This is a genomic window from Marinobacter pelagius (assembly GCF_003315345.1).
GTDB lineage: Bacteria > Pseudomonadota > Gammaproteobacteria > Pseudomonadales > Oleiphilaceae > Marinobacter > Marinobacter pelagius_A.
This window is the reverse complement of the sequence record NZ_QNRO01000020.1, coordinates 26,620-51,862: the sequence shown is the minus strand read 5'-3', so window position 1 is coordinate 51,862 and position 25,243 is coordinate 26,620. Positions and strand designations below refer to the sequence as shown.

Annotated in this window: 21 protein-coding genes; 12 read left to right on the top strand and 9 right to left on the bottom strand. The window is 59.5% G+C overall.

Features of this window, described 5'->3' with window-relative positions:
* Positions 1–8 precede the first annotated feature (8 nt).
* From lon to DET50_RS15375, 3 genes are all read left to right on the top strand, one after another.
* Entirely contained in the window at positions 9–2,426 is a 2,418-nt protein-coding gene (lon, locus tag DET50_RS15385) for an endopeptidase La (protein ID WP_113863642.1), read from the top strand.
* Between the two features lie 238 nt (positions 2,427–2,664).
* Entirely contained in the window at positions 2,665–2,937 is a 273-nt protein-coding gene (locus tag DET50_RS15380; protein ID WP_008174603.1) for an HU family DNA-binding protein, read from the top strand.
* A 126-nt stretch (positions 2,938–3,063) separates the two neighbouring features.
* The gene (locus DET50_RS15375; protein WP_113863641.1) at positions 3,064–4,917 is read left to right on the top strand and encodes a SurA N-terminal domain-containing protein; all 1,854 of its coding nucleotides are present in this window, start codon (positions 3,064–3,066) and stop codon (positions 4,915–4,917) included.
* A 124-nt stretch (positions 4,918–5,041) separates the two neighbouring features.
* On the opposite strand, the gene DET50_RS15370 is transcribed toward DET50_RS15375, so the two are convergent.
* On the bottom strand, positions 5,042–5,914 hold the full coding sequence (locus DET50_RS15370; protein ID WP_113863640.1) for a MurR/RpiR family transcriptional regulator: 873 nt from the start codon (positions 5,912–5,914) through the stop codon (positions 5,042–5,044).
* Positions 5,915–6,130: 216 nt separating this feature from the next.
* Here DET50_RS15370 and zwf point away from each other — a divergent pair, with 216 nt between their 5' ends.
* The 3 genes from zwf to DET50_RS15355 are packed head-to-tail and all read left to right on the top strand — an operon-like array spanning position 6,131 to position 9,002.
* Complete coding sequence (gene zwf / locus DET50_RS15365) at positions 6,131–7,606, top strand: glucose-6-phosphate dehydrogenase (protein ID WP_113863639.1); 1,476 nt, start codon at positions 6,131–6,133, stop codon at positions 7,604–7,606.
* On the top strand, positions 7,599–8,312 hold the full coding sequence (pgl, locus tag DET50_RS15360) for a 6-phosphogluconolactonase (protein ID WP_113863666.1): 714 nt from the start codon (positions 7,599–7,601) through the stop codon (positions 8,310–8,312). The genes zwf and pgl overlap by 8 nt, the downstream gene beginning before the upstream one ends.
* A gap of 42 nt (positions 8,313–8,354) precedes the next feature.
* Entirely contained in the window at positions 8,355–9,002 is a 648-nt protein-coding gene (locus DET50_RS15355; RefSeq protein WP_113863638.1) for a bifunctional 4-hydroxy-2-oxoglutarate aldolase/2-dehydro-3-deoxy-phosphogluconate aldolase, read from the top strand.
* Positions 9,003–9,065: 63 nt separating this feature from the next.
* Here the strand turns inward: DET50_RS15355 and pyk are convergent, their stop codons facing one another.
* Entirely contained in the window at positions 9,066–10,514 is a 1,449-nt protein-coding gene (gene pyk / locus DET50_RS15350; protein ID WP_113863637.1) for a pyruvate kinase, read from the bottom strand.
* 22 nt (positions 10,515–10,536) lie between these two features.
* Entirely contained in the window at positions 10,537–11,541 is a 1,005-nt protein-coding gene (gap, locus tag DET50_RS15345; protein ID WP_113863636.1) for a type I glyceraldehyde-3-phosphate dehydrogenase, read from the bottom strand.
* A 167-nt stretch (positions 11,542–11,708) separates the two neighbouring features.
* Between gap and edd the strand changes: the two genes are divergently transcribed.
* The 3 genes from edd to DET50_RS15330 are packed head-to-tail and all read left to right on the top strand — an operon-like array spanning position 11,709 to position 15,129.
* Positions 11,709–13,529, top strand: coding sequence for a phosphogluconate dehydratase (gene edd, locus DET50_RS15340; RefSeq protein ID WP_113863635.1), 1,821 nt, complete (start codon positions 11,709–11,711; stop codon positions 13,527–13,529).
* Positions 13,526–14,491, top strand: coding sequence for a glucokinase (locus tag DET50_RS15335; RefSeq protein WP_113863634.1), 966 nt, complete (start codon positions 13,526–13,528; stop codon positions 14,489–14,491). The genes edd and DET50_RS15335 overlap by 4 nt, the downstream gene beginning before the upstream one ends.
* Positions 14,492–14,517: 26 nt before the next feature.
* Entirely contained in the window at positions 14,518–15,129 is a 612-nt protein-coding gene (locus tag DET50_RS15330) for a uracil-DNA glycosylase family protein (protein ID WP_113863633.1), read from the top strand.
* Here the strand turns inward: DET50_RS15330 and glpD are convergent.
* The 4 genes from glpD to DET50_RS15310 form a co-directional block, all read right to left on the bottom strand.
* Entirely contained in the window at positions 15,123–16,664 is a 1,542-nt protein-coding gene (glpD, locus tag DET50_RS15325) for a glycerol-3-phosphate dehydrogenase (RefSeq protein ID WP_113863632.1), read from the bottom strand. The genes DET50_RS15330 and glpD overlap by 7 nt on opposite strands.
* A 183-nt stretch (positions 16,665–16,847) precedes the next feature.
* Positions 16,848–18,098, bottom strand: coding sequence for a substrate-binding protein (locus DET50_RS15320; protein WP_113863631.1), 1,251 nt, complete (start codon positions 18,096–18,098; stop codon positions 16,848–16,850).
* A 178-nt stretch (positions 18,099–18,276) separates the two neighbouring features.
* Positions 18,277–19,161, bottom strand: a complete 885-nt coding sequence (locus tag DET50_RS15315; protein ID WP_258546140.1) for an aldo/keto reductase — start codon at positions 19,159–19,161, stop codon at positions 18,277–18,279.
* 115 nt (positions 19,162–19,276) lie between these two features.
* Positions 19,277–20,314: a hypothetical protein gene (locus DET50_RS15310; protein WP_147252222.1), complete on the bottom strand. Its 1,038-nt coding sequence runs from the start codon at positions 20,312–20,314 to the stop codon at positions 19,277–19,279.
* A gap of 264 nt (positions 20,315–20,578) precedes the next feature.
* Between DET50_RS15310 and DET50_RS15305 the strand changes: the two genes are divergently transcribed.
* The 3 genes from DET50_RS15305 (at position 20,579) to DET50_RS15295 (ending at position 22,955) form a co-directional block, all read left to right on the top strand.
* Positions 20,579–21,703 (top strand): esterase/lipase family protein, encoded by a 1,125-nt coding sequence (locus DET50_RS15305; protein WP_113863629.1) that lies wholly within the window; start codon positions 20,579–20,581, stop codon positions 21,701–21,703.
* Between the two features lie 188 nt (positions 21,704–21,891).
* Positions 21,892–22,212, top strand: a complete 321-nt coding sequence (locus tag DET50_RS15300) for a TraR/DksA family transcriptional regulator (RefSeq protein ID WP_113863628.1) — start codon at positions 21,892–21,894, stop codon at positions 22,210–22,212.
* 32 nt (positions 22,213–22,244) lie between these two features.
* On the top strand, positions 22,245–22,955 hold the full coding sequence (locus tag DET50_RS15295) for an ABC transporter ATP-binding protein (RefSeq protein ID WP_113863627.1): 711 nt from the start codon (positions 22,245–22,247) through the stop codon (positions 22,953–22,955).
* Between the two features lie 97 nt (positions 22,956–23,052).
* On the opposite strand, the gene DET50_RS15290 is transcribed toward DET50_RS15295, so the two are convergent.
* Both DET50_RS15290 and DET50_RS15285 read right to left on the bottom strand, forming a co-directional pair.
* Positions 23,053–24,855 (bottom strand): PHA/PHB synthase family protein, encoded by a 1,803-nt coding sequence (locus tag DET50_RS15290; RefSeq protein WP_113863626.1) that lies wholly within the window; start codon positions 24,853–24,855, stop codon positions 23,053–23,055.
* Positions 24,856–24,864: 9 nt separating this feature from the next.
* Positions 24,865–25,197 (bottom strand): phasin family protein, encoded by a 333-nt coding sequence (locus DET50_RS15285; RefSeq protein ID WP_113863625.1) that lies wholly within the window; start codon positions 25,195–25,197, stop codon positions 24,865–24,867.
* Positions 25,198–25,243: the final 46 nt, after the last annotated feature.

The window sequence follows — 25,243 nt, the reverse complement described above, 5'->3', positions numbered from 1 at the left end:
GAAGTCCTATGACCCTGATACCCGAAGATACCGTGCAAGAATACCCGCTGCTCCCGTTGCGGGACGTTGTGGTGTTCCCGCACATGGTAGTGCCCCTGTTTGTCGGCCGCGAAAAATCCATCCAGGCACTGGAAGCGGCTATGGAGGGCAGCAAGGAAATCCTGCTGGTGGCCCAGCGTGATGCGTCCACCGACGAACCCGGCGCCGGCGATGTGTTCGAAATGGGCACCCTGGCGACTGTCCTGCAGATGCTGCGGCTTCCTGACGGTACCGTGAAAGTACTCGTAGAGGGCAACGCCCGGGCCTCCATAAGTAACATCAACGAGGCCGATTACCTCACCGGCAGCGCCATGCTTCTGGAAGAGGAATCCCTTCCCGCCCGGGAAGAGGAAGTGCTGGTCAAGACCCTGATGGACGAGTTCGAGAAGTTTGTGAAGCTCTCCAAGAAGGTGCCGTCCGAGGTCTCCAACTCCCTGACCGGCATCAACGAGGTGGAGCGCCTGGCTGACACCATGGCGGCACACCTCGAGATGCGCATTCCCGAGAAGCAGGAATTGCTGGAAGCATTGGACGTGCGCAAGCGCGTGGACCTGCTGCTGGGCAAGCTGGATGGCGAAATCGACCTGATCGAGGTTGAGAAGCGCATCCGTGGCCGCGTCAAAAAGCAGATGGAGCGCAGCCAGCGGGAGTATTACCTGAACGAGCAGATGAAGGCCATCCAGAAAGAGATGGGCCAGCTCGGTGAAGGCAATAACGATTTTGAAGAGCTCGAGAAGAAACTCGAGGAAGCCGGACTCCCGGAAGAGGCCCGCAAGAAGACCGAGGCGGAGCTCAACAAGCTCAAGATGATGTCACCCATGTCCGCCGAGGCGACCGTGGTGCGTGGCTACATCGACTGGATGCTGGCGGTGCCATGGAAGAAGCGCAGCCGGGTTCGCCATGACATCGAGAAAGCCCGTGAGATCCTCGATCGCGACCATTACGGTCTGGACGAGGTGAAGAAGCGCATTCTCGAATACCTGGCCGTCCAGAGCCGCGTGAAGAAGGTCAAAGGGCCGGTGCTATGCCTGGTAGGGCCTCCCGGGGTGGGTAAAACCTCGCTCGGTCAGTCTATTGCCAGGGCGACCAACCGCAAATATACCCGGATGGCCCTGGGTGGTGTGCGGGATGAGGCCGAGATTCGCGGCCACCGCAAGACCTATATTGGCGCGTTGCCGGGCAAGCTGCTCCAGAAGCTGTCCAAGGTTGGGGTCAAGAACCCGCTGTTCCTGTTCGACGAGATTGACAAGATGGGCATGGACCATCGTGGCGATCCCGCCTCCGCATTGCTGGAGGTGTTGGACCCGGAGCAGAATCACACCTTCAACGATCACTACCTCGAGGTGGATTACGACCTCTCGGACGTGATGTTCGTGTGTACCTCCAACTCGATGAACATCCCGCCGGCCCTGCTGGACCGGATGGAGATCATTCGCATCCCGGGTTACACCGAGGATGAGAAGGTGAATATCGCCCTGCGTTACCTGCTGCCGAAGCAGATCAAGGCCAACGGTCTGCGTAAGGACGAGCTGAAGATACCGGAAGAGACCCTGCGCGACCTGATCCGCTATTACACCCGGGAAGCCGGTGTCCGTGGCCTCGAGCGTGAAATCGCGAAGATCTGCCGCAAGGTGGTCAGAGAGCACGTGGAAGCCGGTGAAAAGGCGTCGATAACGCTGACACCGGAGATGCTGGAAGACTATTCCGGGGTCAAGAAGTTCAAGTATGGTCTTGCCGAGGAAAGCGATCAGATCGGCCAGGTGACCGGCCTTGCCTGGACCCAGGTGGGCGGTGAGCTGCTGACCATCGAATGTGCCCTGACACCGGGCAAGGGCCGCGTGGTGAAGACCGGCTCACTGGGTGATGTCATGCAGGAGTCCATCCAGACCGCCCTCACCGTGGTTCGCAGCCGCGCGGCAGGCCTGGGTATTCCCGCTGACTTCCACGAGAAGCATGACCTGCACATTCACGTGCCCGAGGGTGCCACGCCGAAGGATGGCCCGAGTGCGGGTATCGGCATGTGCACCGGGCTGGTCTCCGCTCTGACCCGGATTCCCGTCCGGGCCGACGTGGCAATGACTGGTGAGATCACCCTGCGGGGCCGTGTGCTGGCGATCGGTGGTCTCAAGGAGAAGTTGCTGGCAGCCCATCGGGGCGGCATCAAGACCGTTGTGATCCCCGATGAAAATGTCCGGGATCTCAAGGAGATACCGGAGAATATCAAGGAGTCGCTGGAGATCCGGCCGGTCAAGTGGATCGATGAGGTGCTGGATATTGCCCTGGCTTATCCGCCCGAGGCTCATGCCGAATCGGCGTCCGGTGAAACCGGTTCCGGGAAACCCCGGGACGAAGAAGGCGATGCTGCCGAGCGCATAAATACACATTAAAGGCTTGATGAGTTGTTGACATGCCTGAGAGCCCGTTGGTATAACTGTTTCGCCGTGAAGCAGCCAATACCAAGGGCTCCCGCGCAGTAAGTGCCTATTCCGAACACCGGTTAACAGCCGCAAGGAATAATAAAACTGAAGAATGGAATTCTCGGAACGCTTATGCGATAGTCGAGAACGTCCGCGAAAAAATAAACCAACCTATAACATCTTCAACCTGAAATCGAAGGGGTTTAGTGTGAACAAGTCCGAACTTATCGATGCAATTGCAGAGTCCGCAGATATCTCCAAAGCCGCCGCTGGCCGTGCTCTGGACGCAATGACCAACTCCATCACCGGTGCCCTCAAAAAAGGTGATCAGGTTACCCTGATCGGCTTTGGTACTTTCTCTGTCAAAGAGCGTGCTGCTCGTACCGGTCGTAACCCGCAGACTGGTGCCGAGATCAAGATTCCGGCCTCCAAAGTGCCTGGTTTCAAGGCAGGCAAGGCCCTGAAAGACGCCGTCAAGTAACGGTTCTTTCTCCGGCGGCCAGCCTCGTGCCAGCCGCCCAGAAGAATTGAAGGCGCATTCCGGACAGGGTGCGCCTTTTTACGTTGTAACAACACTGCACGACCTCGACGGGGATTCGGGAGTAACATGCTTCAAGATATTCGGGAAAATGCCCAGGGCACCATTGCCAAGATCATCATCGGGCTGCTGATTGTATCCCTCTCCATTTGGGGAATGGACGCCATCATCGGCGGTTTCTCCGGTGAGCCGGAGGTAGCCACGGTCAATGGCGAAGATATTACCGAGCGCGAGTTTCTCCGCCTGGTGCAGCTTGAAAGCCAGCGTCGCCTGTCTCAGATGGAAACTCCGGATCCGTCCCTGCTGAATGAGGATCAGATCCGCAAAGATGTCCTGGAATCCCTGATCCAGGAATCGGTGCTGACCCAGGATGCTGCCAACCAGGGCCTGGCTCTTTCTGACGCTGACATCGATGCGCTGATCACGCAGATGCCGCAGTTCCAGGTGGACGGCAAGTTCAACCGGGACCGGTTTGTGGCAACGGTACGCAACATGGGCATGGGTGTGGGCGAATTCCGCGAAGCCATGCGCAAACAGTATGTGGTTAACCAGATTCGTGCGGGTATCGTGCAAAGTGGCATATCCACCCAGGAGAATGCTGCCCAGCTGCTGCAGATCCAGAACCAGACCCGTGACTTCCGGGTGCTGACCGTTCCTGCCAGCGCGGTTGCCGACCAGGTAGAGGTTACCGACGCGGAGATCGAGGCATTCTACGAGGAGAACGCAAGTTCCTTCCAGCAGCCGGAACAGATTGATGCCGCCTATATCGCGCTCTCGCTTGGTTCCCTTGCTGACAGCACCGAAGTCACCGACGAGGAGCTGCAGGCATACTACGAGGAGCGTTCCGATGATCTGGCACGGGAGGAGCGTCGTGCTTCCCATATCCTGATCGAGGATGGTGAGAACTCCGCTGAGACCATGGCGACCATTCAGGAGCGTCTGGCCGCGGGCGAATCCTTTGCGGCGCTGGCCGAGGAATACTCCATTGATACCGTCACCGCAGAGGAAGGTGGTGACCTTGGCTATGCTGGCCGAGGTGTCTATGACGAGGCCTTTGAAGAGGCTCTGTTCGCCCTGGAAGAGGGGGAGGTCTCCGAGCCGGTGGAAACCAGTTTTGGCGTTCACCTGATCAAACTTGACGATATTCGTCGTTCCGAGGTACCGCCGTTGGCAGAGCTGGAAGAGCAGCTGCGTAGCGAGTTGGCCCGGCAAAAAGCTGAAGAGCGCTTCGCTGAAGTGCGCTCGCAATTGGCGGATTCGGCCTACGCTGCCGATGACCTTGCCGGCCCTGCCGAAGAGCTGGGGCTGGAAGTTCGGGAGATCAGCGGTATAACCCGCGATGGCGGCCCGGCACCGTTTGACCATGCCGGTCTGGTGCGGCAGTTGTACTCTGATGATGTTCTTAACGGTGGTTACAACACCGAACTGATCGATGTCGGCGACAACCTGTCTGTGGTTGCCCGAGTCCGTGAGCATCGGGAGGCGCAGCAGCTGCCCCTGGCCGAAGTTCGCGACCAGATCCGTGAGCGTCTTGTGGCGCAGGAAACCCGTGGGGCACTGGCTGAGCGAGCTGATACGATCATCGCGAGCCTTGAACAGGGTGAGCCTGCAGAAGCCATTGAAGTGGGCCAATGGCAGTCCTATGAGGGGCAGGGTCGTAACGCCGGGGGCATTGCTCCGGCGGTCATGCAGACAGCCTTCTCCCTGCCGCGTCCGGATGACGGGGGCGTCAGCTATGGCAGCACCGTGAATGCCCGGCAGGCCGCTGTGGTGGCCCTTGATGCGGTCAATTCCGGCGAGGCTGACCGGGATAGCCAGGAGTTCGAGCAACTCCGTCAGTTCCTGGCATCACTGGAAGGCCAGCGCGAATACACCGCGTACCAGCAGTACCTGCGGGACCAGGCGGAAGTCGAGCGCCCGTAATACCGGTACTGAAACAAAAAAAGGGGAGCCAGTGGTTTGGCTCCCCTTTTTTTGTGCCCGGCATTCGAGGTTAATGCTCCTGTAACGTCTGGGTCTGCTAACTTGAAAATGGTTGGCTGGACGTTCAGCTCTGGGGGAAACGGGTCGCCTTGAGGCTTTCTTTTATCTTCTTGAGATGGCCGAGGAAATCCGCGCCCCGCTTGAGAGTGACGCCGGTGGCCAGGATGTCGATCACGGTCAGGTGGATGATCCGCGACGACATGGGCATGTACACCTCGGTATCTTCCGGTGCGGTGACTCCCAGGACCACGGTGCAGCACTCCGCCAGGGGGGATTCCGGATTTGTGATGCCGATCACGGTGGCACCATTCTCCCGGGCAACCTTGGCGATCTCGACGGTTTCCTTGGTCCGGCCGGTGTAGGAGATCAGTACGATCACATCGCCCACCTGGGAGCCGGCGGCCACCATGCGTTGCATCAGGGCGTCATCATAGGACATGACCGGAATGTTGAAGCGGAAGAACTTGTGCTGGGCATCCAGGGCCACAGAGGCGGAGCCGCCCATTCCGAAAAAGTTGATCTGCTTGGCCTGGATCAGGTAGTCGATAGCGGTTGCCAGGGCCTTGGGGTCCAGGGACTGGCGTGCCTTGTCCAGACTGGCAATGGTGCTGAGCATGATCTTGTCGGCAAACTCGGCAACGGTGTCGTCGGGTTCCACGTTCTGGCCGACGTAGGGCGTGCCGGTGGCGATGCTCTGGGCCAGGCGGATCTTGAAGTCCGGGAAGCCGGTGGCGGAGAAGCCGCGACAGAAGCGGTTCACCGTGGGCTCGCTGACGTCGGCGGCCCGGGCCAGGGCCGCGATGCTGTAGCGGGTGGCAGCGCTGGGATCCCGGAGGATGGCCTCGGCCACCTTGCGCTCGGATTTATTCAGGTTGTCCAGCCGGGCCTGTATATCTTCAAGCAGATTGTCGTCACGGTGCGACTGGTTCGCGGCCATGGTGTCGATACTCCCTGCATCTGGTGCAATGGTTATAAGAAAATCGTGGTGATTATACCGCTTTTCGTCCGGGATTGGGGTAGTAAAAATATCATTTAAGCCAATTTTTCCTTGGAAAAACGATTTTCAGCTGTCATTATTTGTTTAAAATTACTACATAGGTGGTCGGAGTTGCTAAAGCTGTGACTGCTGTCCAATACCAGAGAGAAGGAACCAATGGTCAATAATATCAATACCCGTTGTGACCTTATGCTGTTCGGCGCCCTGGGGGATCTTGCCCAGCGCAAGCTGTTCCCGGCACTTTATCAGCTGGAGCGGGCCGGATTGCTGGCGGAGGGAAGCCGGGTGCTGGCAATTGCCCGTACCGAGGCGGATACGCCGACCGTTCGTAAACAGCTGTTCGACAAGCTGAAGCACCATGTAAAGGACGCGGAGTTCGACGCTGACGTTGCCAACCGTTTCCTGGAGCGGGTGGATTATCAGCTGCTGGATTTCAATGATCCGGAAGGCTACGTAGCCCTGAAAGACTGGCGAGATACTCCGGCCAACGAGCTCATTGTCTACATGGCGACGCCTCCCTCGATGTACGGCGTCATTGCCCGGAATCTGAAAGCGGCCAGCTGCTGCAATGAAAAGACCCGCGTGGTGGTCGAGAAACCGATCGGCCATGATCTTGAGTCGTCGAAAGTCATCAACGACGAGCTCGGCGCGGTGTACAACGAGAACCAGTTGTTCCGGATCGATCATTACCTGGGCAAGGAAACGGTTCAGAACCTGATTGCCCTGCGTTTTGCCAACAACCTGTTTGCTTCCCAGTGGGATCAGAATCACATTTCTCACGTGGAAATCACGGTTGCCGAGAGCGTGGGTATCGAGGGGCGCTGGGGTTATTTCGACCAGGCCGGGCAGATCCGGGATATGGTCCAGAATCACCTGCTCCAGCTGCTGTGCCTGATCGCCATGGATCCTCCGGCGGACCTGTCCGCAGACAGCATCCGGGACGAGAAGGTCAAGGTACTCAAGGCGCTCAGACAGATTACCCCGGATATCATGGAAAGCTACGTGGTCCGCGGCCAGTACACTGCCGGTACCAGTGACGGCACGCCGGTGCCCGGCTACCTGGAAGAAGAAGGCGCCAATAAGGGCAGTGACACGGAAACCTTTGTGGCCCTCAAGGCCGAGATCGAGAACTGGCGCTGGTCCGGTGTTCCCTTCTATATCCGAACAGGCAAACGGCTGCCGGAGAAGCTCTCCCAGATCATCATCCACTTCAAGCCGGCGCCACACTACATCTTCGATCCGGACCAGAAGCACCTGGCCAACAACAAGCTCATCATCCGGCTGCAGCCCGATGAGGGTATGTCCCTGAAGATCCTTACCAAGGATCAGGGTCTGGACAAAGGCATGCGCCTGCGCCAGGGCCCGTTGGAGCTGACCTTTTCCGAGACCTTCGAAACCGACCGGATCCCGGATGCCTATGAGCGCCTGCTCTGGGAGGTCATGAAGGGCAACCAGTACCTGTTTGTCCGTCGGGACGAGGTGGAGTACGCCTGGCGCTGGGTGGACCAGGTCATCCGCAACTGGAAGGACAGTGGCGAGCCCCCCAAGCGCTACGCCGCCGGTACCTGGGGGCCGGTCGCCTCCATTGCCATGATCACCAGGGACGGGAGGAGCTGGTATGAAGATGCCTGAGATCGAGTTTCCAGAAGGAGTCCAGTCCTGCTTCGGTGAAACGCCGGAGGAAGTCGCCGTGTCGCTGGCAGACGCGGTGAGCCGGTTTCTGGAGCAGCGCCTGGCAGAGGCGCCACGGGCGAGTCTGGTGGTTTCCGGCGGCTCCACGCCTTTGCCTTTTTTCCGGGTCTTGTCGGAGAAGCCGCTGGACTGGAGCCGGGTGGATGTCCTCTTGGCTGATGAGCGCTGGGTCCCGGAAGGCGATCCGGCGAGCAACACCACCCTGGTCAAGGAGCATCTGCTTCAGAATTACGCCGCCGGGGCGCGGTTCCTGTCCCTGAAGCAGCCGGGCGAAACACCGGAGGAGGGGCTTGAGGCCGTCAAGCGTGAGCTGCGGGCTCTGGCCCTGCCGATCGATGTGCTGATCCTGGGGATGGGGAACGATGGCCATACTGCCTCGCTGTTCCCGGACGCGCCGGAACTACCGCGGGCCATGGACACTTCCAATCCCGAGATAGTGGCCCCCATGACGCCGCCCTCACAAGCCCAGCGGCGGATCACGCTGACCTACCCGGTGCTGGCGGAAGCCCGCTTCACCGCCTTGCACCTCAAGGGTGCGGACAAGCTGGAGACGCTGGAAAAGGCTGTCTCAAAGCCGGATGAGGTGATGGCCATGCCGATTCGAGGCTTTCTGAAATCGGGGCTGCAAATTTTCTGGAGCCCGTGACGGCTCTGACATCCCGTCTTGCAAGAATTCTGGAGATAACAGATGAATCAACTATCGGACTATCACCGGGACAGGGTTCAGGCCGTTCTCAATGCTTGCCCCCTGGTGCCCGTTATTGCGATCAACGACCCGGACGATGCCATTCCACTTTGCCAGGCACTGGTGGACGGCGGAATCCGGGTGCTGGAAATTACCCTGCGCACCGAGCACGGGGTGCGCGCCATCGAGCAAGTACGCAAGGCTATTCCTGATGCCTGGGTGGGGGCCGGGACGGTCACCAGTATTGCCCAGTACCGTCAGGTGGAATCGGCGGGCGCCCAGTTCGTAATCACGCCGGGTGTGACCGAGGCAATCCTGGAGTTTGGTGTTACCTCCCAGGCGCCGCTTCTGCCCGGGATTGCCACCGTCTCCGAGCTGATGATGGGCTACGCGTTTGGCTACCGGGAATTCAAGTTCTTCCCGGCCGAGGTGGCCGGAGGCCGGCCGGCATTGAAAGCATTCGCCGGCCCCTTCCCGGATGTGATGTTCTGCCCGACCGGCGGGATCAATCGCATGACGGCCAAGGATTATCTGGCCCTGGATAACGTGAAGGCGGTTGGTGGCTCCTGGCTGACACCGGCTGATGCGATCGCAGAAAAGGACTGGGGCAGGGTGACCGACATTGCCCGGCAGAGTCTGGCCGGCCTCTGAGTTGGAGCTGGCCCACTAAAAAGCCCACCGTGTCCAGGTGGGCTTTTTTGTGTCTGCGGGTGATCAGCGAATGTCTGATCCGACCCGCACGATCTTCATGGTGTTGGTGCCACCCTGGGCATTGACGTAATCACCCTTGGTGATCACCACCAGATCCCCGTCATTGACCACGCCTCGCTCGACCAGCTGGGCCACGGCCAGGGCGTTGGTCTGTTCGTTCGGAATCCTGGCGGAATCGAAGGGCACCGTCTGGACGCCCCGGAACAGTACCACCCGGTGCTGGGTGGTGTGGTGGCGGGAGAAGGCGAATATCGGCAGGCTCGACTTGATACGGGACATCAGTCGCGGGGTGGCCCCGGTTTCGGTCATGCAGATGATCGCCGTTACGCCGTTCAGGTGGTTGGCGGCGTACATGGCGGACAGGGCAATCGCCTCGTCGACATGTTCCATGCTTTCGTGGATCCGGTGCTTGGACTGGTGCATGGAAGGGTGTTTTTCCGCCCCCAGGCAGATTCGCACCATGGCCTCGACGGCCTCGGTGGGGTAGTCGCCCACCGCGGTCTCGGCCGAGAGCATGACCGCATCGGTGTAATCCATGACGGCGTTGGCCACATCCGATACCTCGGCGCGGGTCGGCATCGGGCTGGTGATCATGGACTCCATCATCTGGGTGGCGGTAATGACGACCCGGTTCAGGGACCGTGCCCGGTTGATGATGTGTTTCTGTACACCCACCAGCTCGGCGTCGCCGATTTCCACTGCCAGATCGCCACGAGCCACCATGACCGCATCGGAGGCCTCGATCACCGCATCCAGCGCGGCTTCGTCATGGGCCAGTTCGGCGCGCTCGATCTTGGCGACCAGGCCGGCATCGGAGCCGGCCTCGCTCAGCAACCTGCGGGCGATGTGCATGTCTTCGGCGGTGCGTACAAAGGAGACAGCCACGTAATCCGCGCCCAGTTTGGCGGCAGTGACGATGTCCTGCTTGTCCTTCTCGGTCAGGGCCTCGGCGGACAGGCCGCCGCCGCGCTTGTTCAGCCCCTTGTTGTTCGACAGCGGGCCGCCGATCAGTACCGTAGAGGTAATGCTGTGATCGTCTACCGATTCCACTTCCATTTCGATGCGGCCATCGTCCAGCACCAGGATATCGCCGGGGGCGACATCCGAGATCAGCTGCTCGTAGTCAATGCCGACCCGCTCGGAGGTGCCTGCCTCCTTGTCCATGGCGGCATCGAGTACGAATCTCTGGCCCGCTTCCAGGAACACCTTGTTGTCGGAAAAGCGGGCAATGCGCAGCTTTGGTCCCTGCAGGTCCGCCAGCAGGGCGACGAAGCGCCCCTGTGAGGCCGCCGCTTCGCGAACCCGGCGGGCCCGGGCGATATGCTCATCGGCGCTGCCATGGGAGAAATTGAGTCGGGTCACGTCAACGCCGGCCTTGATAATGGAGGCCAGGGCTTCCGGGGTATCCGTGGCAGGGCCTAGGGTGGCGACAATCTTGGTACGCCTGAGCATGGTATCTGTTCCTTTGTTTCGGTTACTGACTGGCTTTGACGAGTGCGATGGCGTTGTCGAGCATCCGGTTGGAGAAGCCCCACTCATTGTCATACCAGGCCATGACTTTTACATGACGGCCAAGCACCCGGGTATGATTTGCGTCAAACACGCTCGATAGCGCGTTATGGTTGAAATCGATGCTGACCAGTTTTTCGGTGTTGAAGCCCAGAATCGGGTTACTTTCTGCTGCCGAGCGCACCGCTTCGTTGATCTCTTCAGCCGAGGTGTCCCGGCCGGCAATGAAGCCGAAATCCACCAGTGATACATTGATGGTAGGAACGCGGACCGCCAGCCCGTCCAGTTTACCATCGAGTTCCGGAATCACCTTACCAATAGCAGCTGCGGCGCCGGTTTTGGTAGGGATCATGGATTGGGTGGCGGAACGGGCCCGGTACAGATCGCTGTGGTACACGTCGCTGAGTTTCTGGTCATTGGTGTAGGAGTGGATCGTGGTCATCAGGCCACTCTCGATACCGACGGCCTTGTGCAGGGCCTCTGCGACGGGTGCCAGACAGTTGGTGGTGCAGGATGCATTGGAAATCACATCATGCCCGGCTTCGAGGATGTTGTGGTTCACGCCATAAACCACTGTGGCATCGGCATCGGGAGAGGGAGCCGAGATAATCACTTTGCGGGCACCGGCGCTCAGGTGGGCTGCGGCCTTGTCCCGGTTGGTGAACAGCCCGGTGCATTCAAAGACCACGTCCACGTGGAAGTCCTTCCAGGGCAGTTCTTCCGGGTTGCGGATAGCGGTTATGGCAATCCGGTCACCGTTCACGGTCAGGGATTCTGCGTCGTGGCTGACGACGCCGTCAAAGCGCCCGTGTACGCTGTCGTATTTGAGGAGATGGGCGTTGGTTTCCGCGTCACCGAGGTCATTGATGGCCACTACCTGCAGTTGATTCCGGTAGTTATTTTCATAAAGTGCGCGGAGCACGTTGCGGCCAATGCGGCCGAAACCGTTGATAGCGATGCGGATAGTCATGTTTTGACTCCTGTTCTGTCTGTTTGTTGTTCGATTGCTCCTTGAGATGTAGTAAATATAACAACAAAAAAATGATAAATGAACGTTGTTGGGTGGAATGATCAAAAAAAGTAAGTAAAATTACATCCATAAATGACAACCGTATATATGAAGCAATGGAGTTCGCCATGCATCCCACCATTGACAAGGTCACCCAGCGAATCATCGAGCGCAGTCGCGCCACCCGGCAGGACTACCTGGACCGGATGAATGCCCTGAAAGCGCAGTCACCGCATCGAAGCTCCCTGTCCTGCGGCAATCTCGCCCACGGCTTCGCCGCCTGCAGTCAGGCCGATAAGGACACCCTCAAGTTCATGAACAAGGCCAACGTGGCCATGGTGTCTGCCTACAACGATATGCTTTCGGCCCACCAGCCCTATGAAAAGTTCCCGGATATCATTCGCGAGGCTGCGCATGGCATGGGCTCGGTGGCCCAGTTTGCCGGTGGTACGCCGGCCATGTGTGATGGCGTGACCCAGGGTCAGCCCGGCATGGAGCTCAGTCTTTTCTCCCGGGACACCATTGCCATGAGCACCGCCGTGGCGCTCAGCCACAACATGTTCGATGCCACCTTGCTGCTCGGTATCTGTGACAAGATTGTTCCGGGGTTGCTGATCGGCTCGCTGAGCTTTGGTTACCTGCCTACCGTCCTGGTGCCGGCGGGCCCCATGCCCTCCGGTCTGCCCAACAAGGAAAAGCAGCGGATCCGTCAGTTGTATGCCGAGGGGAAAGTCGGTAAGGACGAGTTGCTGGAAGCCGAGAGCAAGTCCTATCACAGCCCCGGCACCTGTACTTTCTATGGCACCGCCAACAGCAACCAGCTGCTGGTGGAGGTGATGGGCCTGCATCTGCCCGGAGCCGCGTTCGTCAATCCCGGAACGCCCCTGCGGGATGCGCTCACCCGGGCGGCCACGGAACAGGTGATCCGCCTTTCCAAGCCCCATGGTGGCGAGCTGGGCCTGGGTGACATGGTGGACGAGAAATCCATCGTCAACGCCCTGGTGGCACTACTGGTGACCGGTGGCTCCACCAACCACACCATTCACTGGATCGCCATTGCTCGTGCCGCCGGGATCATCATCGACTGGAACGACTATGCGGAGCTGTCCTCCGTGGTGCCGTCGATGACGCGGATCTATCCGAACGGCCAGGAAGACGTGAATGCCTTCCACGAGGCCGGTGGCACGCCCTACCTGATCCGCGAACTGCTGAATGGGGGCTACCTGCACAACGACGTCGAGACGGTGGTGGGCCACGGCCTGGAACGTTATGCACAGATGCCGGAGCTGGATGGCGACAAGCTGGTCTGGAAGCCGGCGGTCGAGAAAAGCCAGTGGCCGGAAGTGCTCAGCAGCGCCTCCGAACCCTTCGCGCCGAATGGCGGGCTCAAGGTCCTGGACGGTAACCTGGGCCGCGGTGTCATCAAGGTGTCGGCAGTGGCACCGGAGCATCACCGGATCGAGGCACCGGCGGTGGTCTTCAACGATCAGAATGATCTGAAAGCCGCTTTCGACGCGGGTGAGCTGGACAGGGACTGCATCGTGGTGGTCCGGTTCCAGGGCCCGAAAGCCAACGGCATGCCCGAGCTGCACAAGTTGACGCCTTATCTTGGTGTGCTTCAGGATCGCGGTTACAAGGTTGGCCTGGTGACCGACGGCCGTATGTCCGGCGCCTCCGGCAAGGTGCCTGCGGCCATCCACGTATACCCCGAAGCCCTGGATGGCGGAGCGCTCGCGCGGGTTCGTGACGGCGACGTGATTTGTCTCGATGCCGAGCAGGGCTCTCTGTCAATCCGGGTGGATGAGCAGGAATTCTCTGCCCGGGAGTCTGCAAAAGCGGACCTGTCCGCGTATCATTACGGCTATGGACGGGAGTTGTTTGGCTGGTTGCGCCGCTCGGCCAGCACCCCCGAAGAGGGCGCAAGCTTTTTCTGGAACCACGACGCATGACGGCAAAACACTATTCCCTGGTTGGCGATATCGGGGGTACCAACGCGCGTTTCGCCCTGGTGGAGCAGGGCGATGTCCGGCCGCAGGCCATCGAAGTTCTGGCCTGCGGCGATTACGATAACCTTGATCAGGCGGTCGTTGACTACCTGCAGAAGGTCGGTGTCCAATCCGTCAGCCAGGCCTGCCTGGCTGTGGCCTCGCCGGTTCGAGGCACGCAGATACGGATGACCAACAACCACTGGCGGTTTGATACCGAAGAAGTTCGCCAGCAGTTCGGCTGGTCCGCCTTCAAGGTGATCAATGATTTTACCGCCATGGCACTTGGTGTGCCCCACGTGTCCGAGGCCAACCTGGTGCACGTGTGCGGTGGCCCGGGCGATCCACGCCGGCCGCGCCTGGTGATGGGGCCGGGTACCGGTCTGGGGGTGTCAGGGCTTGTACCGATCAAGAAGGGATGGGTGCCGCTGATGACCGAGGGCGGCCACGTAGATTTTGCCCCCACGGATGATCTCGAGATGGACATTCTCCGTATTCTCAAGGCCCGCTTCGGACGGGTTTCGGTGGAGCGGATCCTGTGCGGTCAGGGCCTGCTCAACCTCTACCAGGCCCACGCCGAGATAAGGGGGGTTACTGCCCCGCTGGATGCTCCGGAGAAAATCACGGCGGCAGCCACGGGTGACAACGAACTCCTGGCGCGGGAAACGCTCCGGCATTTCTGTGAGATCCTGGGCCGTACCGCAGGCAACGGCGTTCTGACCCTGGGCAGCCTGGGCGGGGTGTATCTGTGCGGAGGCATACTGCCGAGATTCCTGGACTTCTTTCTGGAGAGCCCGTTCCGTAACGGATTCGAGGATAAGGGCCGTATGCGGCCGTTACTCGAATACACGCCGGTATACGTGGTGACGGAGCCCTACACCGGCTTGCTCGGGGCCGCCGAGGCGTTGGGTAACCCGGAGGTCTGACCCTATTCGGATAACAGGCGGCTGACATGGCGGAGGATCTGGACAGATTGTCATTTGATGAGCTGGTCAGGCGAGTGCGTGCCTGCACCATCTGTAAGGATGTCCTGCCACTGGGCCCCCGGCCGGTGATCCAGTTGAGCGAATCATCGCGGCTTCTGGTAGTCGGCCAGGCGCCAGGGCGGCAGGTCCACGAAACCGGCCTGCCGTTCAATGATCCCAGCGGGGACCGGCTCCGGCAATGGATGGGAGTGACCCGGGATACCTTCTACGACGAACAGAAAATGGCGATCCTGCCCATGGGCTTTTGCTATCCGGGCACCGGCAAATCCGGCGATCTGCCGCCGCGCCCGGAGTGTGCTGACGCCTGGCGGCAAGCTCTTCTGGCCCGCCTGCCGGACATCCGGCTCACCCTCCTGATCGGGCAATACGCCCATGCCTGGCACCTTGGCAGCCGAAAACGGTCAGTCACGGAGAATGTCCGGGCCTGGCAGCAACACTGGCCCGAGATCATCCCCATGCCGCACCCCAGCCCCCGCAATAATCGCTGGTTGAGGAACAACCCGTGGTTCGAGCAGGAGGTGGTGCCGGCGATGCAGGCACGGATTGCCGAGGTGCTCGGCAGCGATGACGGTCAGTGACCGGCAGGTACCGGCTGGTCTGACGTCTGCGTCACTTGCTGTTCCTGCCGTTGTTGGCTCAGGTACTGTTCCAGTACCTGGACATCCGCTTCGCTGGCAAACAGGCCCTGTTTGGTCCGGCGCCAGAGAATATCCTCTGATGTCATGGCCCATTCTTCCCGGACCAGGTAGTCCACCTCGACCCGGTAGAGGTTTCCGCTGAAGCATACCCCGAGGTCTTCCATGGAACGGCAGTCACTGAGGAAGCGGTAGGCGGCCGTGCCGTAGGTCCGCACATAACGGCTGATAATGTCCGGTGCCAGCCAGGGGAAGTCGGACTGGAGTTTTCGGCTGAGGGATTCGTGATTGTCGAAGTCACCACCTGGCAACACCGCGTTCCGGGTCCAGGGTTTTCCAACATCCGGGAAGAACTGGCACAGCTTGTCGGTAGCCGCCTCGGCCAGCTTCCGGTAGGTCGTGATCTTGCCTCCGAAGACGGAAATCAGGGGAGCCTGGTCCTTCTCGCGGTTCACCTCGAAGGAATAGTCCCTTGATGCCTTCTGGGCGTCTCCCTGCTCGTCGTCCATCAACGGCCGCACCCCGGAATAGGACCAGACGACGTCCTCGGGCGACAGCTGCCGCTTGAAATAATCATCGACGATTTTCAGGAGGTAGCGTGTTTCCTCCGGGGAAATTTTCGCCTCCCGGGGATCACCCTCGTAATCCACATCCGTTGTGCCCACCAGCGAGAACTTGTCCTCGTAAGGGATGACGAACACGATGCGGTCGTCTTCGTTCTGCAGGATGTAGGCCTCCGTGTCCTTGTTGAGCCGGGGCACCACGATGTGGCTGCCCTTGACCATGCGGATCATTTTCGGCGCCTGCATCGACAGGGTTTCCCGGAACAGCCGGCTGACCCAGGGGCCGGTGGCGTTGACCACCACCCTGGCGGTGACCGTGCGCTCACTTCCATCGAGGGTGTTGCGGAGGATGACGTTCCAGTGGTCAGCACCCCGGTCTGCCCTGACACATTCGGTCCGGGGCAGAATGGTGGCACCGCATTGTTGTGCCTTGCGAGCGGTCAGGACCACCAGCCGGGCGTCATCCACCCAGCCATCGGAGTATTCGAAGCCGCGGGTGATCTCCGGTTTGAGCGGATCGCTGACATCGAAGCTGATGGCGCGGGAGCCCGGCAGCAGTTCCCGCTTGGCCAGGTGGTCGTACAGGAAGAGTCCGGTACGGATCATCCAGGCCGGGCGCAGGTGGGGCCGGTGGGGCAGGCGAAAGCGCATGGGCCACATGATGTGGGGCGAGTTCCGCAGCAGGGCTTCGCGCTCTGCCAGGGCTTCGCGCACCAGGCGGAATTCGTAGTGTTCAAGATACCGCAGCCCGCCGTGGATGAGCTTGCTGCTGGAGGACGACGTTGCCGAGGCAAGGTCGTTCATTTCGCACAGCAGGACCGTCAGCCCCCGGCCGGCGGCGTCCATGGCGATGCCGGTACCGTTGACGCCACCGCCAACGACCACCACATCGAAGTCATCCTGCTTCCTTGTCATTATTCCGGAGCCTCCTGCGTTTTGAACCTATCTTACCTGCAACGAGTTTAGTGGTTCGGGAAGTGTTCTGCAGCTTTTTAACGACTTAACGGAATATCGAGCGGGGGGGGGGAGTGCGGGAGCATCGGACGGAGCTGGTGCTCCGTCCGATGAGGTGTTGCGGGGAAAGAATCAGTCCCGGATTCAGAGGCTGGTGGGTTTGCCGGCCTCCCGGCGGCGCTCTTCCCATTCCTCGCGGGTCTGGGCGGCCTCGTCTCCGGGCATGGAGTCAATGATATCGAAGTAATCCGAGCTGTACTCATCCGCCACAATGGTGTTCCGGTCCTTGATCTTCACCACGTGCACGGTCTGGACATTCTGGTGGTCAAACTCGCGCCAGTACTGCTCGTCTTTCAGCAGGCTGTAGCGGTGCCCCTCGAGGGTCCGGATGACGGATTTGCTGTCGGTAGTACCCGCACGCTCCACGGCGTCCTTGTACTGGTAAATGATGCTGTAGGCCGAGGCGGCAGAGGTGGACGGGCGCATCTCGTAGCGTTGGGAGAAGGCTTCGACAAATTCCTTGCCACGGGCATAGTTCTTCTCGTACGGCAGGTTCCAGACCCAGGGTGATGCACCGACGATACCGGACATGATGGTCGGGCCAACCTGCCGTGCCATGCCCAGGGTCAGGTTCGGCACCACAACCTGCATTTTATCGAGAACGCCCATCTCGTAAGCCACGTTCAGGGCCCGGACCATGTCATCACCGAACAGCACCAGCATCAGGACCTTGGCGTCACTGGCCATGGCCTGCTCCAAGGCGCTGCGGAAATCCGAGATCAGCGCGCGGGGGAACGGGGTCTTCACGCCCTGGTGAGCGTTGGTGTCCTCGGTGCCTGAGAACTTGCGCACGGATTCCTCGACGGACCAGCCCCAAGTGTAATCGGCGGTGATGTAGAAGTACTCTTCATTGGCATGGTTACGGCTGAGGTACTGACTCAACGCCTTGGCGGTCATCCAGGCGTTGTAGGGCTCACGGAACATGTACTCGTGGCCTTCGGCGCCAGTAGTGGCATTGGAGTAGGTGAGGGTGCCGAAGTAGATCGTATCCCGGTCGCGGGCAGCCTTGCCCGAGGCAATGGCTACGGCACTGGATACGCCACCGAACACCATCTTCGCGCCTTCCCGGTCAATCAGTTCGGCGGTGTTTTCCGCCCCCTGCTTGGGTTCGCCCCGGGTGTTGCGGATGACCAGCTCCAGCGGCTGTCCCATCACGCCGCCGGCCTTGTTGATTTCATCCACGGCCAGAAAGGCGCCGAGCCGCTGTTGCAGCCCCTGGTCCTTGTAGCGCCCGGTCTGAGGGTAGTTCAGCCCGATCTTTAGGGTTTCAGCATAGACAGTAGAGCTTGCCAGCATGAGCAGGCACGCCGAAAACAGGACTTTTCTCAAAGTCATGGAAGTTGGCCTCCAGAAGCAATATCACCGGTACGGTGAAAGATGATTTCTGATTGTTGTTTTTACGCGCACGTAAGTGTCAACGCAGATCATAAAGCCAACAATGGGACTAAGGTGGAAAATTCCGTAACAGTTTGTAGGCGGTTGATGTATATCAAATATTGGTGATCGGTCCGGGTCAGGGCACCCGCCGGCCACGAACCGCTTCAAGCAGTGCGAACCACAGGGTGCGTGGCAAAACCGAGTTGCAGCCCTCCAGCGCCGCCTTGATCCGGTCGTCGTTCATGCTCCCAAGCACCGGGATCGGCTGTCCCGGAATCTGACTGATCCAGGCAATCGCCAGCGAGGTTTCAGACAGCCCCGTGTGTTCCCGGGCAGTTTCCAGCAGATCTTCGGGCAGGTGCCCGGCCAGCTTGCCGCCGCCCAGGGGGGACCAGGCCAGCCAGCGCAAGCGGTCGCTGAGCTGGGCCTCATGGGTGCCGTCAAACAAAGGCTCAGCGTGAGTCAGTGACAATTCGGCCTGGTTGCAGACCAGTGGCAGGTCGGTGTTTTTCTGCAGCCACCGCCACTGTTCCGGGCGGAAATTGGACACCCCGATGTGGCGGACCTTCCCGGCACTGACCGCTTCTTCCAGCACCCTGGCCACGGGCTCGGCGTCCATCAGCGGATCCGGGCGATGGATCAGGAAGGTGTCCACCTGCTCAACCCGGAGTCGCCCCAGAGCCCGGTCGATGGCCCCGGATACGTGTTTCGCCTCGGCCCGGTAGTGTTTGGTCTGCCACTGACTGGTGTCTTGATGGGCCAGCACGATCCCCGTCTTGGTAACGATCCGGATCTTGTCACGCAGGCCCGGATAGGCTGCCAGAGCCTCGCCGAACAGGCGTTCGCACTCACCGTCGCCATAGATGTCGGCGTGATCGAAAACATCCAGGCCGCGCTCGAGCTGGCTTTCAATCCATGCCGCCAGGGTTTTGGGAGCATGCAGTTGCGGATGATCCAGCAGACGCATCATCCCGAGTATCAGCGGTGTGTTGGCCAGATAACCGGTGGCCTGTGAAGTCATGATTATTTCCTCCCGAAGGCGATGACCACGCGAGCTTGCGCAAAGGCTCAAGGTTGCCACACATTTCGCTGGATTCAATAGCTGACTGGTTCATGTCGGGCCGGGGTCTTTTCCTCTAGTTTTGACCGTAAATGCGGCTTTCCTGAAATCGAAAATAGCCGGCTGCCTCCTCGTCCCGGATAATCGCCGCCATTTCGTCTCCGAAAATGTCCTGGCTCAGGCTGTCCAGAGCTTCTTCCCGCTCGGGTCCCGGTTGGTATTTTTCAACGATGGCCTGCCGCTTGGTTTCATAGTTCTCACCCTGGGACCAGCGGTTGTCCCGGCTCCGGTCAAGCTGATCCCAGCGATCAAGGGCCTGCTCTTCCATGCCGAGTTGCTGGCGGATCCCGCGCAGCGTTTCATAACGCTGTTCCGGCGCCTGCTCGTGTAATGACTGCTGAACGGAGGTAAGGGAAAGAAAGCGATCGGTCAGTTCCTGGCGCCGTCGCTCCATGACACGGGCAGCCTCGTCGCCGTAGGCGTCCTGAATGGCCCGGGTGTAGGCCTCGGCCTTGGCGAGGGTGGGGCCGGGCTGTTGGTCCAGGTTCTTGAGTGACTGGCTCAGGGAATAATTACGCAGCTCCGATTGCCAGATGTCATCGGCGGCATCACCGAACAGTTCCCGGCGTTTGGCCCAGATGAAGTCCCGGCGTTCGTCCGGCCCCATGGATCGCAGGGTGTACTGCTGCTGTTCCATGAAATCCTGGTAGGCGATCATCGCTTCGGCCCTGTTCAGAAGCTCCTCGCCACGATCCGGAAACCAGCTTAGCAGCAGCGCCGACAGGCTTTCTCGCCAGTGCTCCGGATCGAACTGGTTGAGATACCGCATCAATTCGCCCAGCAACCTTACCTGCCCCCCGGGATGATCAAGCTGGCCCTCGAACCGGGCCATCAAACGTTCCCGAAAGGCCTCAAGGTCATCATTCACGGCAGGCTCTTCCTGTGTCGGAGTAGCCAGTGTTGGAGCCGTTTCCGGTTCCGACTTCCTGATTTCCTGTGGCGAGGATACATCCGGGGTGGTGGCTATGGTCATCTCACTCCCGGCCCACTGATAGGCCGCGACCGCGATCAGTGCCGAGCCGATTATCAGCACCGGGATTGGCTTTACTTTCACACCGGTCACCATTTGTTGTTTTGAGTTGTTGTCATGAACCGGTTTCAAACCTATCAGGCTCCGGTTGTTTGCAGTGTGAGCCACTACAAAAAAATGAGAAGGTATCACCTATTTGTTGCAGATGTGACATTTCTCACAACGGGACAAAAGGATATGGGCTAGAAATGGGCTGCCTGTTTTTTAGGCGCCCCGGTTACCTGTGTCCGGGTGGATCAGGTAGCAGTACCGTGGTCAGGCTCACAAAAAAAACAAGAGGCTAATACCATGAAGAACGAAAGTGCCCTGACAAGGGTGGGCGCAGTCATGCTCCTGGTCACCGGGATGGTGATCGCCCCTGCGACCCTGGCAAGGGATGCCAACCGTACCCAATACCCGGTGGTTTTTGCTCACGGCATGGCCGGGTTCGATGACATCCTCGGATACGATTACTGGGGCGACGACTACGGCACCTATGTACTCGACCCCTGTGACAAGTTCCTGGAAGCGAACTGCAACGGCGACATCAATGATGACCAGCGCAGTTTTGTCTCCTCGGTGACTCCGTTCCAGAGCTCCGAGGTACGCGGCTATCAGCTGGCAAACAACATCGAAAGCTACATGGCCACCTCCGGTGCCAGTCATGTGAATATCGTGTCTCATTCCCAGGGCGGTATCGATTCCCGCAAGGCTGCTCGCCTGCTGCGGGAACGCAAGGGTTACCGAGTTGTTCAGACCCATGTCAGTGTTTCATCGCCGCACCGGGGATCACCGGTCGCCAAGTATGTTCTGGATCACTACATCAACTCGATCACTGAAACCCTGGCCAACTACTACGGCAACGTGGTCTACGGAAGTGGCAACGACGCCATCGCCGGTGCCAAGCAGCTGGTTTACAACGACTACGATCCCAACGATGGCGTGACCACCGGCATGAAGGCCTTCAACCAGAAGTATCCTTCCAGCACGAGTTACGTTGCCAACTCGGTGTCCATGATGACGGCGCAGAATGGCAGCGGGGTGAATCCGGCCCTGTGGCTGTTGTCCGAACTGATCTACAACATCGATGGTGACGGCTACTGCTACGACGACTGCAACGGCGACGGTGCAGCCGGCCAGGGCGATGGCTACGGCGGTGACAGGGATGACGATGGTCTGGTTGGCATCAACAGCCAGCAGCAGGGCTACAGGATGCAGTTCTATGAGTGCTGGGGCTGTCTGGATTATGCCTGGGAGCAGCGTGGATTGGGTTATGTCAGCGACATCAACCATCCGAACAGTACCCAGATGACGTCGTCCAGCTACGTGATCAACCAGGATCATATGGATGTCATTGGCGTGGGCCCGGACAACTTCGACGAGATGGAGTTCTATGCCGCCATTACCGATTACATCGCGGATCGGGGCGACTGAAGTCAGAAATCAACGCGGAGATGAATCTGACCCGGACCTCGCCAGGGGGCCGGGTCAGAATTAGTTTGGGGGGCAACGTTCAGTCGTTTGTCGGACGGGAATTTTGACAGGCATCAATCCGGGGTTCAGCTTATGCTTTAGGGTAGGCGTTAATGTCCCATGGAAGCTCAAAGGAGTAGTAACCCGCCATGACTGACCGTAAATCCGAACTGGAAGCCCTGAAAGCCGACGTTCAGGCTCGCCTGAATCGATACCACGCCCACCAGAACCGAGAAGACGGCGCCCTGGACAAAGACTTTGAAGAACAGGCGACCCAGACCCAGAACGATGAAGTGGTCGACTCTCTGGAATCGGAGGCCCGTGCCGAGCTCGTCCAGATCGAGCATGCCCTGGAGCGCATCAATAATGGTGTCGGCGATGAGTGCGAATCCTGCGGGGAAGACATCGATCCGCGCAGATTGCAGGTACTGCCGTACACCACGCTTTGTGTCGACTGCGCCGGCGATTGAATCACCCGGAAGCAGAGGCAGGTATTCCAACTGTGAGCAAGGAAGCGGTCTTCCACACCCGGGGTGTGACCAAGGTTTACGACCAGGGTGAGGTACAGGTGCATGCGCTCCGGGGCATCGACCTGGATCTCTATGCCGGTGAGCTCGTCGTCATGCTGGGTGCTTCCGGCTCCGGTAAATCCACCCTGCTCAATATTCTGGGCGGACTGGATGTACCTACCGCCGGTGAGGTGCGTTACCGGGATCATGACCTGAGCGGTGCCAGTGATGCCGAGCTGACCCGCTACCGCCGGGAGCATGTCGGGTTCGTATTCCAGTTCTATAACCTGATTCCGAGCCTCACGGCGAGGGAAAACGTCGCGGCAGTCACCGAGATCGCCTCAGACCCCATGGCGCCCGACGAAGCGTTGGGCCTGGTCGGGCTTAAATCCCGGATGGACCACTTTCCCGCCCAGCTTTCCGGTGGGGAGCAGCAACGGGTGGCCATTGCCCGGGCCATCGCCAAGCGCCCGCAGGTGCTGCTTTGCGATGAGCCCACGGGAGCGCTGGATTCGGCCACCGGCGTGCTGGTGCTGGAAGCCCTGGACAAGGCCAACCGGGAAACCGGGACCACCACCGTCATCATTACCCACAATGCCTCTATCGCCGGTATGGGAGACCGGGTGATCACCATGTCTGACGGCAGGATCAGCGGCGAGTCCCGCAATGCCGAACGGCAGGACCCGAAGACACTGACCTGGTGACACCATGGCTCTGACTACCTCCTCAGCAACAGCAGAGCTGAACGACCAGAACAGATTTCGCCCGACCTGCCTCGCCGCCCCATGGACTTTCCGGTATTCACAACTTCGCAGCGTCCGCAGCTTTGACTTTGACATAACTGCCGGGTGCCTCTTCAAGCACGGGCAGATTTCCGTCCCCCGGGGTGCGGGCAGGAACCGTCTCTTCAGTGAACGCAGCAATCCATTCCAGCCAATACGGCCACCATGACCCGGAATGATGTTCCGAACCTTCAAACCAGGCGTCAGCGTCCGGCACCAGGGTGTCATTGGTCCAGTAACCGTATTTTTCCTTGTAGGGCGGATTGATCACGCCGGCGATGTGCCCGGAGCCGGAGAGCACAAAGCGGACATCGCCACCGTGGGCCAGGGCTCCCTTGTACGTGGTTTTCCATTTGGCGATATGATCCTGCCGGGCAGACAGGAAAAAAGAGGGCACATCGATTTCGGACAGGTTGATGGATTCACCGAGCAGGTTCAGGGAATCCGGCTGCACCAGCCGGTTGTTCAGGTACATCTGCCGCAGATAAAAACTGTGCATCCTGGCCGGCAGGTTGGTGCCATCGGTGTTCCAGTAAAGCAGGTCAAAAGCCGCCGGCTTCTGGCCTTTCAGGTAGTTATTGGTCCAGAACGACCAGAACAACTCGTTTTCCCGCAGCAGATTGAAGGTGAACGCCATGGCTCGGCCATCGAGATAGCCCTTGCGCTCAAGCATCCGTTCAATACCCCGGATTGAATGGTCGTTGATAAAGACACCGATGCCGCCCGGGTCCGAGAAGTCCAGCAGGGTGGTCAGATAGGTCGCGCTGACCACCGGGTTGCGGCGTTTTTTCTTGAGCCAGGCCAGCGTTGAGCCCAACAGGGTGCCACCGATACAGTAACCGATCGCATTCATCTGTTTTTCGCCGGTGGCTTCGGTGACCGCCTCCATGGCAGCCAGTGGCCCCAGCTCCATATAGTCTTCCCAGCCTTTGTCCCGGAGCGAAGGGCCAGGATTGCGCCAGGAAATAATGAACACGGTCTGGCCCTGGTTCACCAGCCACTGGATAAAGGAGTTCCTGGCGGTCAGGTCCAGGATGTAATACTTGTTGATCCAGGGAGGAACAATCAGCAACGGGCGTTTGCTGACGGTTTCCGTTGTCGGCGAATACTGGATCAGCTGCATCAGCTCGTTCTGGAACACCACCTTGCCGGGACTGGTTGCCAGGTTACGTCCCACCTCAAAAGCGGAGCGGTCGGTCATTCCAACGTTGAAGAGGGACGGGTTCTGACGCAGGTCTTCGATCAGCTGCCGACCACCGTCTACCAGGTTCATCCCTTTACGTTCCCAGGTAATCCGGAGCACCTCCGGATTAGTAGCCGGGAAATTCGAGGGCGACAGCGCACTGGTCAGTTGCCGGGCATAGAACAGCATCTGGTCCCGCCCTGCCTGCGGCATCCCTTCCATGGCAGCTACCCAGTCCAGGAACGTGCGGGAATTGATCAGATAGGCCTGATGGAGAACATCGAAAGGCAGGTGTTTGCGCCAGTCTTCGGCCTGGAAGCGTCGGTCGTCGGGTTCCGGTTCGACTACGGGCGGTTTATCCCTGCCCACCAGCCGGGCGAGGGTGTAATACCCCAGCGCGGCATGCTTGCGAGCCAGATCCAGCTCGGCTCCAGCGAACCGCAGCGGGTGGAGTAGCAGGTCCTCTGCCATCGTCCGGTAGGCATCCGACATTTCCGTTATCGTGGAGAGGGTTGCATCATCCAGAACGCCAGTATCTCCAAGCAATTTCTCCAGTTGCTGCTGGCCCTGACGAACGTTGGTTTCGAAACCGTTAACGAGCTGACCGACAGCCTTACCGAGAGTATCCAGACCGAACATGGTTTTCCCTTACTTGGCGGCTTTCGGGCCGGGTTTGGCTGTTTCTTCCGGCTCTTTCTCGAACACCTTCTGGATCTGCTCGCGGCTTTCGCTGAAGTAGTCCTGCCAGGCTTTCCAGTCAGCGGTGAACTGCTCACTCAGGGATTTCAGGGTTTCCGCCTGGTCTCCGGTCAGCCTTTTCAGACTCTCCAGATCACGGACTTCGGACACTTTTTTTGCCTGCTCCATGGTGACATCCGCATAACGACGGAAGGCGTTCATCTGCATTTCCGCGGCCTTGCCAAACTGCTCGAAGAGGGTTTCATTCAGACGGTTGGCTTTTTCAAACAGATCGTTGGTCATGGTTACAGTTCCTTTGCATACAGGTTGAATGAAGCTCTATTCTGCC